Genomic DNA, 15,297 nt, shown 5'->3' on the forward strand with positions numbered 1-15,297 from the left:
TTCCTCAAAAAAATGAATGGACCCTCAAAAATGGCAAAGAAGAAGAAATTACGAAAAGAGCGGCATAGATCCCCAAAACGATACAGACCTAAAAGTACACAAAAGAAGTTAAATCTACCATCAAACACAAAAGCCACTAATCATTTAGCTAATAAATTTAAAAGACTCATTGCCCCTGAGAATTTAACCTTAAGGTATGGGCACGTCCTAGAAGTTCTAAAATTTATAGCTAAGGTCAAAAAATATGGCCATAGAGGTCATTATTTAGACTTAGATTTGAGAAATGTCCAAGTTATAGCAGAAGGAGCTTTGGCTATGTTATTGTCTGTTATAGATGATTTATCGAGACATGATATACTTTGTAAAGGACAAAAACCTACAAACATAGCTGCAAAAGACATTCTAGAAGCATCAGGTTTTATGGATCGAATGGGTGGTACGATTGCATCAAAAAATCAAAATTCAAAGAATAAAATCTTAACAACAGGAACAAAAGATACTCATCATCAAATAATTGTTCCTGAAGTTTATAAGGCAATGGAGACGGTTTGGGGAACTAAAGCAAGATGTCCTTGTTTATATGGAGGAATAGGCGAAATGCTAAGAAACTCTTGTGATCATGCTTTTTCTACTGAGGATAAGATTACTTGGCATTTGGGTATTAGCCACAACGAAGCAGAAAACTCTGTTAAGTTTTCATTTGTAGACAATGGAAAAGGAATTACAGAGACTCTTAGTAGAAACTTTATCTATCGAGCAGCTAGACGATTATTCGGAAATAATGCTGCCTTATTAAAAGCAGCCTTTGAAGATGGTATAGAATCTCAAACAGGCTTGTCGTGGAGAGGAAAAGGCTTGCCAACTATTTTCGAAATGTATACTGATAAGATTATTACTAGTTTGGTTGTTATAACAAATAATGTCTATTTAGATTTCGATGAAGGAATAATTGAGACAATAAAGGTAAATTTTGAAGGAACTTATTATTTTTGGAAAATAAACAAAACTTGTGAGCCAAATGCACACTTCCCAATCTAACAATAAAACTATGGTGACAATTGACATCCCAAAAGATTTTTCGTCTAGAACAGGATTCAGAACTTATGAAGATGGTCCACACTCTGGGCAACAATTTTTTGATGAGTTGCTGAAAGATAAATTTAAAATTGCTTTAGATCAAAAAGTTAAGTTAAAAATCATTTTGGATGGTGGTGAAGGATATATGAGTTCATTTTTAAACGAAGCATTTCGAAGGCTAAGAAATGAACATACTCCTGATATTGTTTGGAATAATATTTTGATTATTTCACGAGAAACACCTAAATACATAAAAAAGATAAAAGATACTATTTATGAGCCAGCCTAAACCATCTAAAGGCAATTCATGGATAGAAAAGCTCAAAGAATCATCCTTTGTAAGGAAACTAAGAGACCATCTCTATTCCATTGCCATTGCTTTTTGCCTAGGGGTTATAGTCTCTTATATTACAAGTGAATTTAGATACTTTAAAGTAAAATGTGAACTAGATATACCTAATATTGCCCTTAGTATTATTACTCTATTTGTTGGTCTTTATATTGCAGATATTTTGCAAAAACAAGTTAATAAAACACAGAATCAGTATGAATATCTAAGCTCTAAATTAGATGCGACATGGGCAAGCTTTCATAAGTTCTGCGAAAGTTTGACTTACAGTGAATTTATTGATACAGAAACTATTAAAGTACTCAACAATCAGATTATTCCTTCGATCTCCTTTCTACAAAAGTTGTTCAACGCACTTGATGTTGATAATGCGTGTGTTATTAAGTTAGAGAAAGAGTTGGTAAAGTTAGAAGAACTATTATCTGAGTCTCCTGTAGAAGATAATCTAGTTACGTTTGATAGAGCAATAATTGATGAGCAAATATTAGTTATTGATGAATGCTTGTCTTCTATTTTAAAAGAAATTCAACTTATATAAATAGTCTAGGTGGTTAAAAGCTAAAAAAGGTTGCCCCAAACAAGGCAACCTTCTATATCAGTAAGAGAGCATAGGCTAACAATTCAAGTCGTGATAGTTAGTCCCCAATATTTGACCGTAAGAAGTCACAATAGGGTCACCTTGACATTGACCATTGAAATAAAAGCCGCCTTTGTCTTTACATTCTCGTTCTCTACAAACTTCAATCGCATTTTGTTCCAGAGCATGTTTCTGAGCTTGATTTTGCAAAGCCTTGGCTTCTTTATCTTCTTTTCCCAAGGCATGCCCAATCACTCCACCAATAGGCGCAATAATAAGAGCAGCTGTCAGCCAGTATCTCCAGCCCATTTTATTTTTTAGACCATAGAGGTAGAGCGGAAGCGCAACTAGCCCCCAGCCCAGAGCAGAAGCAGATTCTTTATTCATAGGCTTTTTGTTTTAGGTTTTTCATGAATTTGGTTTTAGCTTAGAAAATAGACTTCAAAGCTAAAGGCTCTATTTTAGAAAACCAAGGGCTTGTTATTTGTTGGGGCGAATTGTGTACGCAATTTCTTGATTTTTTGTATGTTTTAACGATATTCAAAGTATTGTTCACTCATTTGTTCGATATGTGTCAGTGGGGGATTGTCGTTTCGGCTTGGTGCTCTTGGATCGCAATTGATAAATAGTTGACTGTATATGCAATTGTGTATATATGGTATTGGCAACAATTAACAATGCGTTTTCCTTCCTTATAAAGGAATTCTAAAATATTGTTTTGTAAGAAACTAAAACCTCATAAAGTCATACTTAGTAAATCAAACTAAACTAATGTTAAAACTAATTATCTCCGTGTTCTTTATATTCTTATTTCAAAACCTTTATTGTCAGTCTCGACAAATAAAGAAAGAAACTAATATCAAAATTGATTATTTATTTAAAATTTATTGGCAAGGAAAAATTAGACGAGATACTTTTATAACAGAATATTTACCAGACGGTAGTCCAAAAGAATGGCCGACATATCTTCCTCCTCTCAGTTCTATTAAATTTAGTACTTTAGATAGCACCAAAATTATGGTTTCAAGCCCGAACTATATTCATAAAATACTATATTGGTCAGATTCCTCAACAGTTAACATTTATACTAAAATTTCCCAAAAATCATTCTGTCAAATAAATGTTCAAGACAAAGATACTTTACAAATTCGAGAAGCATACTTCAAAGATAAAGTCAATCCCAAATTTAATTTCGAAAAGATTGAAGTAGCAATTGATGAATTTAATCCTTTTAAGGTTATATGTAATTTTGAAGACTCCAGATTAGCTAAAGTCTTCATTCAAGAAAAAAATGGTTTCACAGATAGTTTAAAAATATCAATTCACCCTAAAAAGAAAAACTATGAAAAGTTTATATTCAATGATGCAACAAATGAGTGGTTTCTTGCTGAAAAAGTCATATTCAAAAAAAGGAAAAAGATAATTTGGGAGACCGATTACCATGATTATCATAAGAAGTATTTTACATCAAACCGTGTTCAACATTTCAACAAGTATAATAATTTAGTAAAAGAATACACTTACGATGATTTCTCCCTTTTAATCCATGAATCTTTTTATTTCTATGAGTACTATAAAAAAAAATAACTGTTGCCAATAAAGTGCATATGGCTATTCTAGGAATCAGGGCTAAAGTTAAAGTTCAGGGATTTTGTCTAGCACCGCCAAATCGCAGATTTTGCTTCGGGAATAGCTATATTGTACAGCGCATAACTTCTAGCATATCATATGCATACACGCCAGACTATTGAAAAACTCCAATAAAACGGCTTTTAATAGCTCTTTAGGTAAGAAGTCTATCGTTTTTTCAACAGTCTGACGTTGGCATTAATTACCAAAAAACATCATTAAAAAAAATGAAATTCATACTAACCATTATTTCAGCTCTTACTAGTGCGATTGCATTTTCTCAAACTTCTTTCGATAAGAACATAAATCGAATCCTGAATTCCTATATTGAATCTGGACCAGGTATAACTGTTGGAGTTGTTCAAAATGGCGAACTTATGTATCACATTAATAAAGGTGTAATGAATTTGGAATATAAGCTCCCTTTTAATGATTCAACAGTATTTGGACTTGCTTCTATTACAAAACAGTTCACATCAGCATGTATAGGTATATTGGAAAAACAAGGGAAACTTTCAATTAATGATGATGTAAGAAAATATATTCCAGAATTAAGTAATTATAAGTATGTCATACAAATAAAGCATCTTTTGAATCACACGAGTGGTATTCGAAACCATAACGTTCTTCTTGATCTGCAAGGTTTTGATTATAAACATAGAGGTTATACAAATAAAATGATTCAAGAGCTTATGTTTAAACAAGAAGGTGTAAATAATTTACCAGGGGAAAAGATGCTTTATTCTAATACAAATTACGTATTGCTTGCATTAATTATTGAAAGAGTTTCAGGAATGAAAATTGAAGAATTTGCCAAGCAAGAAATCTTTGAACCGTTGAAAATGCATAATACATTTTACAGTAAGAATTTAGAAGATATTATTGAAAACAGAGCATATCCTTATTACAAAGAGAGTGGGCAGTACCGACAACCCAAATCCTTAACTCATTGTATTGGTGCAGGTGGAATGGGGAGTACCGTTCAAGATTTAGCAAAATGGTCTAATGTGTTTTTAAATCCAAATCATGACTTCTTCTATTTAGCAGAATTTATAACCGAATTGGACCTTTTAAATAACGGTCAACTTATGAGGCATGCTAGAGGAATGTTTGTCTCTTCTTACAAAGGACTTACGACTTATAATCACAGTGGTCGGGATTTAGGCATGCGTTCTCAATTTATATGCATTCCAAAGAAAAACATAGCAGTTATAGTATATACAAACTCTGAGGATGTTAATGCAGTAAACATTTCTTATGAAATATTGGATTTACTTGTTGATGAAACATTTGTTGAGGGTAAAAGACAAGAATCATATAAGCATTCTACTAGCGAAAAAATGAAATTCAAAGGAGTTTATCAAGAGTTAAACAGTGATTTAAGAATGGAAATTTTTATTGAAAATGACACCTTAAAAGCTATTAGCAGCTTTGGTAGAAGTGCCACAACATTAATTTCAAAAAGCGCAAATTCATTCGTCCGAATTGATAACCCTTCAATTGTATATACATTTCAAATAGAGGGAAATACAGGAGCTGATTTATTAGTTGATTTCGGAGGGGCTATTTTCTACTTTGAAAGCATTGTACTTGCTTCATCTCCTAATCAAAATTTAGATGCGTTTGTTGGAAACTACCATTCAGACGAACTCAATGTTACATATTCTATTGTAATTGAAAACAACAATCTAATTTTAAACTACCCCAATAATGAAGGTGTCCTAATTAAAGAAGGCGTTAAAGATACCTTTGGGGCGAATAGAAGAACAAAGTACACATTCAATCGTGGCAATAATGGAAAGGTAATTTCTTTTAAAGTTGCTTCTGAAGGTACTGTGAAAGATATATTATTTGAAAAAATAGACTAATGCCAACAATGTATAACCGCAATTACGGTTGATTCGGCTATGTTCGAATCAACTCGGAACTGCTAAAGCCTGTGTTTTAATCTTAGAATACTGCAAAAACAAAAGGTTGCCCTCTATAATTAAAGGCAACCTTCTATATTAGTAAGAGAGCATAAACTAACAATTCAAGTCGTGATAGTTGGTCCCCAATATTTGACCGTAAGAAGTAACAATAGGATCACCTTGACATTGACCATTGAAATAAAAGCCGCCTTTGTCTTTGCATTCCCGTTCTCGACAAGCTTCAATCGCATTTTGTTCCAGAGCATGTTTTTGAGCTTGATTTTGCAAAGCCTTGGCTTCTTTATCTTCTTTTCCCAGGGCATGTCCAATCACTCCACCAATAGGCGCAATAATAAGAGCAGCTGTTAACCAGTATCTCCAGCCCATTTTATTTTTTAGACCATAGAGATAGAGCGGGAGCGCAACTAGCCCCCAGCCCAGAGCAGAAGCAGATTCTTTATTCATAGGCTTTTTGTTTTAGGTTTTTCATGAATTTGGTTTTAGCTTAGAAAATAGACTTCAAAGCTAAAGGCTCTATTTTAGAAAACCAAGGGATTGCTATTTGTTGGGGGGAATTGTGTACGCAATTTCTTGATTTTTTGTATCTTTCAACGGTATTCAAAGCATTGTTCACTCATTTGTTCGATATGTGTCAGTGGGGGATTGTCGTTTCGGCTTGGTGCTCTTGGGTGGCAATTGGTAAATAGGTGGTTGTATATGCAATTGTGTATATAAGAGAGTTATGTAGTATTAAAAAACAAAAAGCAGGATTTATCGTATAAAGAAAGCTACACTTTGATAAAGGAAAACTATGATAAAAACTTACACTAGAGAGCTTTCATTAAAAGAACTGAAACTAATAAAACAGCCTAAAATATCCATGATATGGTGGTTATTTGAAAATTTCATTCTCTCCTTGGTATTTATCATTGGTATTCTTTTAATCTTAGGTAACTATATTCATGGGTATCTAAAATGGAATAAAGATGCAGAATTATATATGGTAATTTCCATTGTTATTATTGCTTTTATTATAAACTTAAAATTTCATTTTTCTACTCTAAAGGACTTTCCTTTTCCTCCCCAAATCCCTATTGAAGATATAAAAGCTGAAATTACAATTATTCAATCAAGAAAAGCTGTAGAAAGAGAAGACCCAGAAGATTTTGGTCCTGGTTTTTATTTCGAAATTAAAGATGGAGTGAAATTAAAAAGTATCTTTCTTTGTGGACAATATCTTTATTCTGCTACAATCCCAAACACTCATATTGAAGTAACTCGTCGTAGTGATACAAAAGAAATTTTAGACATAAAAACAAAAGGAACATACTTCTCACCTGAAAAAGTATTACCTCCATTCTCCGATGAAGAGTGGAACTCTGAAAATTACCACGAAGATGGCGATATTCTAAATTTAACTCTTGATGAAATAAAAAAAAAGAACACTACATAACAATGTGTATATTTTCATGGTACGAATCAGGAATAGCCTTACAAAAATGAACACATGTTCTACACCGCAAAATCTGCGATTTTGATTTGGGAATAGCTATCTTTATATTGGCATGGCTTGTACCACGCAATATACACGAGCCGTTGTCTACAATTAGGAAAAATATAAATATTAAAATAATCAAACTTAGCGATTTGACAACCCTATCAAGGGGAACCATCACATTAACTTAACACAAAAATGACCATTAGGTTATACATATTATTTCTCTGCCTCTTTTTCTATTCCTGCTTAGATCTAAAGGAAAAATTGACTTATAATCCTTTTGATTATGAATATAATGTAAGTATTGATGATTTATTAAAAGACAGTTGTAAACTTCTTTACCAACCTTGTGGATATGGTACTTATGGAAAAGAAATTGAAGGAAATATTATATATTATCAGTTTTATCCTAAAGAAAATGATGAGGCTTGTGCTAAAGGTATTAGTATCCATTTAGATACATTTGAAATTGAAACGAAAATAAAAGAATCGTCTCTAATAAGATTAGTAGCCATTGAAAAAATTGGACGTGAATTATTATTTGAAAAAATTGACACTCCTAAAATCCTTTCTTTCCTTTCTGAGCTTGGTTTAAAAAGAGTACCAGTTGCAGAAAGTGAAATGGAATTTATAGATTATGAAATTTTCCCAAGAGACACAATTAGAAAATTTCCTCCAAATAATACTTGGTGTTTTAAAGATAAAACGGGAAGAGTCCACACGACTAATGTAGATTTCAAAACAAGTAATGATAAAAATAACAATACAACAATTATAAGAACTTTAGATTTTTTTGTAGGCAAACCAGAAATAAAACAAAAACAAACAATTAGCGATCAAAATTAAGTGGGTCCATGAGACCCCACTAATTTTATTGTGCTGTTGCACTGAACACCCCGAGTACAGTCGGTAAAATAGCCCCTGTATAATTTCAATAAACCTGTGTTTTAATCTTAGAATACTTGCCGATTTTTATTCTTTTAAATAAATTGTTGTATTTGAGTATCTTGTCTTCATATTATCATAATCCCTAAATTCCGCAGGTTCCATCAAAATAGCTTTTATCTTATCGTAGGTAATATAAATCGTACGAGAATCTTTTTCCTCTAGATTAGATTTGATTACCATATATTTTTCATTAAAAGTAAATGCAAGAGTAGAAGGTGTAAATCCGCTATAGTAAGATCTGTCAGAATTTCCATCTTGTTTTATACAGACAAAAAATTTGTCCTTTGATTTATAATCAATCTTATTTAGAATTTCCTCACAAATAGTCTTGTCAAACTGTGCGAATATAGTATTAGTAAAAAAATATAGAAAAAAAATAAAGAATAATTTTTTCATAATATTGCTAAGTTTATTTTGAAGTTCTGTCAAATAGAATTATACTACTCTGAATTCATCTAAAATAAATAAAAAAGCAGAAAACTACTAAATTAACCTAAATAAATCAGGGTACACCGCAATTTGATGACAAAAATTAGCTATCTCATAATTTTATTCTTTCTTATAAATTCTAAAATATCCTTATCTCAAATTTGAAACCCTACATAAAAACTTAGAAAAAACTAAGACGAGTTCTTTGAAAATATGAGAGAAAAGACGAAAGGGATTTCCCTTTCAATAAAATAATGAACTAATTTTAAGCCCAATGTAAAAATTGAAAACTGTTGATTTTGTTTTTCTTGAACTTTCTTTTTTACTGGACTGTTTTGATGTAAAGCACCAAATCCCATAATAAAACAAAAAGCTAATGCACCAACAATCAACAGATTAAATATGTCATAAGCTTCCTTTAATCTTGTTTTATGCATATTAAATCCTCTTGATTTGAAATCTTTGAACATGGTTTCAATTGAAAAACGCAGTTCATATTGCCTTATAATTTCAAAGGGGTCATCTAGATTACTAATCAAAAATATTGGCTCATCATATTTAGGATCATGCCAATGCAGAAAATTTACATCTTGAATTTTCTCTTTAGAAAACTCAACAGATGGGATAAACAAAAATGTTTCTCCATCTGGTACTTTTGTAAATCGAGGTTTAAAACAGTCTCCTTGCTCATGTAAAATTGTATTCTTGGCTGTTCTTACAGCATATTTCCAGCCTAACTTTAGGCGACATAATTGCTGTATAGATGCTCCATCAAACTCTCCATCTCCTAATAAAGTCACTTTAGTTTGAGTAAAAAGAATCGGTTTTAAGATTTCGGCTGCTTGTTGAATAATGTCTAAATGCATTTGTTGGGGGAAATGTCCTTTACGCCCTTTTCTGATTACCCAACAAATAGGAATACTACGTTTTTTCCAAGCTAGACTGACAACAAGAGCGACATGTTTACTTCCCATTTGACTCCCATCTATTACTAAACTAATGTCTTGATTATTATTCTTTTTGGATAAAGCAAAACGTAAAAATGCAATTAGAAAGGGAAGATAATGTACCTTGTAATCTGTCCACTTATTTGACAGAAATCGTTTGGCATGAACAACTCGACTTGCGGCATCTATATCTTGAGGTAAACCACTACCTATATCTGGCAAATGGCTACTTTTTCGTTTAATCATTCCTGTCACTAAGCCACACAAAGTGTTCAAACGGCTTAGTGCATGCCCCGATGGCTCTTGCTGATATAGACTTTTTAAACTATCTTTGACTTGTGAAAAAATCGTTTTTTTTCATATTGACAGGTTTTGTTTGATATTCGCATTACAAATATGACCTGTCTTTTTCTTTTCTCTACCTAATTTTCAAAAAACTTCTTCTTTTCTTTTTATGTAGGGTTTCAAAATCTCAAAATCAAAATTTTCTTGAAGGGGTAAATATTGACAGTCTGATAAAAAATAGAACATACGCTATCAAAAACATTAACCTAATCCAAAATAAAATACAACTTATTGAAGAGCTACTAAAATATGAAGGCAACTACAACGAAAATCGAAGTTGGAAAGTATCCACATATCAAGACTCAGTTGGGATAATGTACGCAGGAAAACCCAGAGAAGATCAAAGAATAAGTCATGAACTCGTTGCTATATTCTTAATTGAAGGAATAATTCAAAAAAACGTGCTTTTCGACAAATATCATTTTACGGTTAAGATTTTAAATTCTAAAGATGAATTTGATTCTAAAGTTCTTTACCCGTATGAAGAAGGAAAACGTATGTACTATAAAAATGGAGAAGTCTTTGAAAAAATATTAATCAATCAAAAGCACATAAAAAAAATATTCTCCCTTTATAAGAAATGGTATAAAAAGGTCAAAAGAAAATATAAAACTATTGACTCTATTGCATTAAATCATCCTCTATTAAACTCTAAATATTCTTGGAATTAACAAAAAAAAGCGCAGCAGATAACAAAATTTGCAGAACCAAGTTGAATTTATAGATGATGCCATTGAGGAAGAAAAATAAGAACTGGTCACACACACTAGAACGTAAAAAAAACAAGTCACCCAACAACAGGGCAACTTGTTTTTTTACAACCTACCAATCCACGCTATCCAAAGCATCATTGACCAACTTATTCGACAAGTGCAAATAAATCATCGTCGTTTCAATTTTGGAATGTTGCAAAATTGCCTTTAAAATATGTAGCGGTACCTTAGAAGCCAAGTTTGTCGCAAAGGTATGTCGAGCGACATGGCTGGTTACCTTCTTTTGCAAGTGGGCACGTTGAGCAATGACCTTGAGCGTACGGTTAAAGTATTGATTGCTGTAAGGATGAAAGACAGGACCACGAAGGTAAAGTACCTGCTTTTTGTATTTTTGAATGATGGCTTCAGGCTTTCGTTCGTAGAGTTTGTATAGGGGAAGGATAAGCTGCTTATTGGTTTTTTGAGCAATGATATTCAAAACCAAGCCCTCCTTGGTCGCATCAATATTCTCATACTTCAAGTGAGCTGTATCGGCAAAGCGCAACCCCGTATAACACGAAAATAAAAACATATCCCGAATCAATTCCAAATAAAACTCCTCTTTAGAAAAGGTCAAGGCTTCTATTTGTTGCACTTCGTCAACAGTGAGTACCGTCCGCTCTGTTGGCACCAATTTGGGCGTAAATTTTAGATAAGGATTTTGATTCATTTCCAACAAGTCACTCCTGATGGCCAAATTGATGTACTTTCTTACTTGTTTGTGGTGGGTGTAAACCGTGTTGGTGTGGAGTTGGTGTTGGTACAAAAAGGTGTCAAAGTCTCGAATGAGGTTGTAAGTCAACTCAGAAAACTGTACATCCTTTTTAAATTTGGTCCAATAATTCAACGCTGTTTTGTGTTTTTTCTTGGTTTCCTTTTCTAATTTGGTATCGTTGGCCAATTCGTATTTCCAAAACTCGGTAAAAGAACCGTTGTCCTCGTATTTAAAATAAGCATCCAATTGATTGAGGGTAATGGCATCGTGTTTTCTTACCCAATCGTAGGCATAGTTCTCCAGTTCGTTGATTTGCCGTTGAATTTCGGCATTGTAAGTTGCGGCATTGGGGTGGTCAATGACTTTGGATAGTCGCTTGCTCCACTGTCGGGGCTTGACGTAGATTTTGGTAGAAATGTATTTTCGTTTTCCATCGAGATAGGCTCTGATGTGAATGGTAGCGGTACCATCTTTACGAAGTTTTTTCTTGAAGTTGTAAATTAAGCTAAATTGAATCATTTGAATTTCTTTTTTAGAAACGTGAAGCAAAAAGCGTTCTAAAAAAGGTAACAAATGGGTAACAAAAAGAAATGTTAACCTGTGTAGAGAGTATCTGAGAGCAGTAGGAGTAACAAATGAGTAACAAAAAAAAGAGTAGTAATAAATTAGCTGAAACAGCGATATTTGCTAGGTTTATTACTACTCTGTGTCGGCTAAATGTAGCCTAGAATTGTGCCCAGGACAAGATTAAAGTCGTCTCTTATATTGTTTTGTACATCAACAATATAGGGCTTTTGTTGGATTTTGGGTACTGAGTTGGTATTTTAATTTGGTTCTGTTATCCAGTGTTCTATTTGTAAACAAATGGCCTTTTGCCAAGATCTAATTTTTTGTTCTGTAGTAATCGCAAGAACACTACAATTTTGATTTATATTTCCTTTAGTGTCATAATAATGTCCAGTGTGCGTGTTTGATGCATAACTAGGGTAGACCAAGGCAGCTTTTTTAGCATCGAAATAATGTAAATAAGCAAACATTTGACGTAAGTCGTTTGAAGATGGATTTGTATTGTACAAGTTTTTCCATTTAGTATCAAGTACATATTTTTTCTTGTCTAATTCAATGATAATATCAGGACGTAAACGAGAAGCATAGCCTTTTGAAGGTTTCCAAAAGTTCTTAGAACTTTGAGTTGATATTTTGAATGAATTATTTTTTTGCAAGCTAACGGCAACAAATTGTTCCCAAAGTAAATTCATGTCAAACATTAGAGCCAAAACATGGTTATTACCTTGAGTAATATTAGGGTGATAATTAAGTAAGATTAGTTGAGCAATGTCTATTGCGGTTTTGTAAGATGTATTTTTTCTATTGTAGACAATTTTTTCAAAAAGCACTGGAGTTACTTTGATATTAGGCATAGGAGGGAAGTCTAGCAAGATTTTGCCTATTTTACTAATTAAACTTGGATTAAGGTTTATTCTTCTAAGAACTAATAATGTTTTATACAGAATTGCATGTAGTTTATGATTAATATCATAATTAGTATAAGCAATATAAAAACGTTCTTGATGTATTAAGTTTTGTTGTATATGCTTATTGAATTTAATTTTTCCTTTTAAAGCTAGTTGATTCCCTTCTTTTTTATTGTACTTTTTAATAAGCCCTCTATGTAGGAGATATTCTATTTCAGTAATGAATAGTTCAAAATACAAGTCTAGAATAGAATTTTGTTTAATATTTAAGTTACTAGAAGATGGAGCATGAATATTAAACATCCCCACAGCTTTTAACATCTCAATAAGTCTATTTTGCCAAGTTTCTTTATTATCTATTTTGCCAGCTTTGGGGAGCACTTCGATAGTAGTGTTTCCAATTTTAAGTACACCTACGTATTGGCGAAATTTGATTCCCTTGTTAACCAATGAGTAATAAGGAAAATCATTTCCATCGCCATAGAATTGTTCAAGTAGACCAAGTTGTTGTTGAGTCAGTCTTAACTCATTATTTCCTCTATTAGTATATAACGCTTGATGCTCAAATATTTGAAATGTATCATTCATACCTAATTCAACATATTTTTGACCGCTGTTATAAAATTAAACTTTAATTCATTTTGACTATCTTTGATAAATAATTCTTTTTGTATTCTATAATCATGTATAAGGTATGTTTTCCGCTCTTGGAATGAAGCTATTCCTTCATAAGGAAATTCAGAAAATAGATTATTCTCGGTGTATTGTTCTTTTACAAAGCCAATGCCTAGAATAAGCCCTATTTTGCCATAGTCTCCAAAAAAGTATTCTTGAAGTAGGGGGATAATTTGATTGTAAAAAGTATATTTTAAATCTTCAATATCCTTTATTTTCATAAAGTAGCTATGACCAATAAGATGATCTTTGTCTAATAAGACCTCAATGCGTTTATTTATAATTGTAAGAAGTTGCGTTAAGTCAATTTCAGAAACAACTCCCATTGATTTTTTTAATTTCCCTTCTGTTTTAATTAAATGAGGATTGGGAGCGATTTCTTCAAAAGAAAATCTCCTTCTCAATGCTGTATCTAAAGCTTCTACACTTCTATCTGCTGTATTCATTGTACCTAAAATATAAAGGTTAGAAGGAACACTAAATGGATCTCTGCTATAAGCTAGTTTTATTTCTAATTCTTCATCATTACCAGCTCGTTTATCTTCTTCTATTAGGGTGATTAGTTCTCCAAATATTTGAGAAGTATTCCCCCTATTTATTTCATCAATTATTAAGACATAATTTTTTAAAGAGTTGTCAATTTGATTTTTTTCAAGGTTTTTGTCTTTTAATATGTCATCAATAACCTTTTGTTCATAAGATTTATAAGTTGGGCTTTTACCTTCAAAAAGGACTCTTGATAATTGATTAAAGCAAATATTCATTGACGTTTGCATCGTTCCTGCTTTGACAATAACCGAACCTACAGAATTCTTGTATAGATAAAATGGATACCCTTCTGGTGTGTTAAGTTGAAAGTTGGAGTGTGTTTCTTTTTGGTTAGGAAGTTTTTCGGTATAGTTATAGTATAATTCTCTAAATATCTCTTCAGTAAGAGGGATTTTGTCATCACCGATAAGAATACTACGTTCTTGTTGTTTGTTAGCTTCAGTACATATTTTTCTAAAAAGACCAGGAATAACCTTGTAGGTTATATTCCTGCCTTCTTCTTTAGGTTCTAAAGGCTTCATTCCTTCAACAAAATCTTCATAACCCATACTTTGATGAAAGGTGCAGAAAACAATTCGTCCCGCTTCTTTATAAGTATTAAATTGATCCGTTAATTGTTTTCTGTTAGTGTATTTTGCCTCTAATTCTTCTTGAGTAAGATTTTCAATGATTTGTACCGCATGATTAATAGTATGGTACGTTTTTCCTGTGCCAGGAGGACCAAAAAGAATTTTGTTTAATGGGATATTAAGCTTCTCAATAGTTATGTTAGTAGGAGCATGATTAGAATTATTATCAATGCCAAGTAGTGTAGCAATGATATCAAACTTAGGTATTAACTCTTGGATGGCTTTTTCTGTGAGTTTTATTAATTCTTCCCAATTATAGGAGAGTAATTCTTTCTTGGGATATATTTTGACAATTTCAGAATTAAAATAATCTCCTCGATATTTTAAATATATTTCTCTGAGTTTATCGTTCTCATTAAGTCCAACGGTGTCAATTTTAATAACATATTGATCCTCCGTATCAATAGATAGGGTGTAAGCAAGGATTTTGTTATTTAAACTTATTGGTGTAGGATATATTTTAGCCCATAAATATTCTTGAAAATTACCTCCTTGGTTGATTGGTCTTCTATGGACATGAATACTCTTTTGTCCCTCAAATAAATTTTTTCCAATAGTTATAGCCAGATGCTTTAATTTCTCATAACTAACATCTTTGAGATAGTTGTAAGTTTCTTGTGATTCAGGAATAGATGATTTTTTTTGTCCTGCATAGCGTTTTAGGTATGTAAAGTCTTTTTCGTTGAAGAACTCCATTGGTTGCAATAGTTTTTTAATAATATCCTTTACTTGACTTGTTAAAAGGAGAAGAATAGAGCTTTTAATAAATTGCTGGTTTAAAAATAGATTTTTT

The 15,297-nt window shown here is 32.2% G+C and carries 15 protein-coding genes; 8 read left to right on the forward strand and 7 right to left on the reverse strand.

The genetic code is table 11. From position 1 onward, the window contains the following. Nucleotides 1-12 precede the first annotated feature (12 nt). The 3 genes from QP953_RS12085 to QP953_RS12095 are packed head-to-tail and all read left to right on the forward strand — an operon-like array spanning nucleotide 13 to nucleotide 1,964. Nucleotides 13-1,038, forward strand: coding sequence for a hypothetical protein (locus QP953_RS12085; RefSeq protein ID WP_309555232.1), 1,026 nt, complete (start codon nucleotides 13-15; stop codon nucleotides 1,036-1,038). Beyond that, nucleotides 1,019-1,366 (forward strand): STAS-like domain-containing protein, encoded by a 348-nt coding sequence (locus QP953_RS12090; protein WP_309555234.1) that lies wholly within the window; start codon nucleotides 1,019-1,021, stop codon nucleotides 1,364-1,366. Before QP953_RS12085 ends, QP953_RS12090 begins: the two co-directional genes overlap by 20 nt. Next, on the forward strand, nucleotides 1,353-1,964 hold the full coding sequence (locus tag QP953_RS12095; protein WP_309555236.1) for a hypothetical protein: 612 nt from the start codon (nucleotides 1,353-1,355) through the stop codon (nucleotides 1,962-1,964). The genes QP953_RS12090 and QP953_RS12095 overlap by 14 nt, the downstream gene beginning before the upstream one ends. A 75-nt stretch (nucleotides 1,965-2,039) precedes the next feature. Here QP953_RS12095 and QP953_RS12100 read toward each other — a convergent pair whose 3' ends face one another. Further along, nucleotides 2,040-2,390, reverse strand: a complete 351-nt coding sequence (locus QP953_RS12100) for a hypothetical protein (protein WP_309555237.1) — start codon at nucleotides 2,388-2,390, stop codon at nucleotides 2,040-2,042. Between the two features lie 384 nt (nucleotides 2,391-2,774). On the opposite strand from QP953_RS12100, the gene QP953_RS12105 reads away from it, so the two are divergent. Continuing rightward, nucleotides 2,775-3,590 (forward strand): hypothetical protein, encoded by an 816-nt coding sequence (locus QP953_RS12105; protein WP_309555238.1) that lies wholly within the window; start codon nucleotides 2,775-2,777, stop codon nucleotides 3,588-3,590. 269 nt (nucleotides 3,591-3,859) lie between these two features. Then, nucleotides 3,860-5,500, forward strand: a complete 1,641-nt coding sequence (locus QP953_RS12110) for a serine hydrolase (RefSeq protein ID WP_309555240.1) — start codon at nucleotides 3,860-3,862, stop codon at nucleotides 5,498-5,500. 156 nt (nucleotides 5,501-5,656) lie between these two features. On the opposite strand, the gene QP953_RS12115 is transcribed toward QP953_RS12110, so the two are convergent. Then, nucleotides 5,657-6,007, reverse strand: coding sequence for a hypothetical protein (locus QP953_RS12115; RefSeq protein ID WP_309555241.1), 351 nt, complete (start codon nucleotides 6,005-6,007; stop codon nucleotides 5,657-5,659). Between the two features lie 346 nt (nucleotides 6,008-6,353). On the opposite strand from QP953_RS12115, the gene QP953_RS12120 reads away from it, so the two are divergent. Together QP953_RS12120 and QP953_RS12125 are read left to right on the forward strand one after the other, a co-directional pair. Then, entirely contained in the window at nucleotides 6,354-6,995 is a 642-nt protein-coding gene (locus QP953_RS12120) for a hypothetical protein (protein WP_309555243.1), read from the forward strand. A gap of 309 nt (nucleotides 6,996-7,304) precedes the next feature. Then, nucleotides 7,305-7,886, forward strand: a complete 582-nt coding sequence (locus QP953_RS12125; RefSeq protein ID WP_052600379.1) for a hypothetical protein — start codon at nucleotides 7,305-7,307, stop codon at nucleotides 7,884-7,886. 126 nt (nucleotides 7,887-8,012) lie between these two features. On the opposite strand, the gene QP953_RS12130 is transcribed toward QP953_RS12125, so the two are convergent. After that, nucleotides 8,013-8,384 (reverse strand): hypothetical protein, encoded by a 372-nt coding sequence (locus QP953_RS12130; protein WP_309555244.1) that lies wholly within the window; start codon nucleotides 8,382-8,384, stop codon nucleotides 8,013-8,015. 224 nt (nucleotides 8,385-8,608) lie between these two features. Continuing rightward, nucleotides 8,609-9,610 (reverse strand): transposase, encoded by a 1,002-nt coding sequence (locus QP953_RS12135; RefSeq protein ID WP_309552816.1) that lies wholly within the window; start codon nucleotides 9,608-9,610, stop codon nucleotides 8,609-8,611. A 413-nt stretch (nucleotides 9,611-10,023) separates the two neighbouring features. Between QP953_RS12135 and QP953_RS12140 the strand changes: the two genes are divergently transcribed. Beyond that, entirely contained in the window at nucleotides 10,024-10,380 is a 357-nt protein-coding gene (locus QP953_RS12140; protein WP_309555245.1) for a hypothetical protein, read from the forward strand. A 151-nt stretch (nucleotides 10,381-10,531) separates the two neighbouring features. Here the strand turns inward: QP953_RS12140 and QP953_RS12145 are convergent, their stop codons facing one another. The 3 genes from QP953_RS12145 to QP953_RS12155 form a co-directional block, all read right to left on the reverse strand. Further along, a complete protein-coding gene (locus QP953_RS12145; RefSeq protein ID WP_309555246.1) occupies nucleotides 10,532-11,695 on the reverse strand; it encodes a tyrosine-type recombinase/integrase in 1,164 nt (387 codons plus the stop codon). A 305-nt stretch (nucleotides 11,696-12,000) separates the two neighbouring features. Continuing rightward, nucleotides 12,001-13,239 (reverse strand): 5-methylcytosine restriction system specificity protein McrC, encoded by a 1,239-nt coding sequence (locus QP953_RS12150; RefSeq protein WP_309555248.1) that lies wholly within the window; start codon nucleotides 13,237-13,239, stop codon nucleotides 12,001-12,003. Nucleotides 13,240-13,241: 2 nt separating this feature from the next. After that, nucleotides 13,242-15,200 (reverse strand): AAA family ATPase, encoded by a 1,959-nt coding sequence (locus QP953_RS12155; RefSeq protein ID WP_309555249.1) that lies wholly within the window; start codon nucleotides 15,198-15,200, stop codon nucleotides 13,242-13,244. Between the last annotated feature and the right edge of the window lie 97 nt (nucleotides 15,201-15,297).

Source organism: Aureispira sp. CCB-E, assembly GCF_031326345.1.
Lineage (GTDB): Bacteria > Bacteroidota > Bacteroidia > Chitinophagales > Saprospiraceae > Aureispira.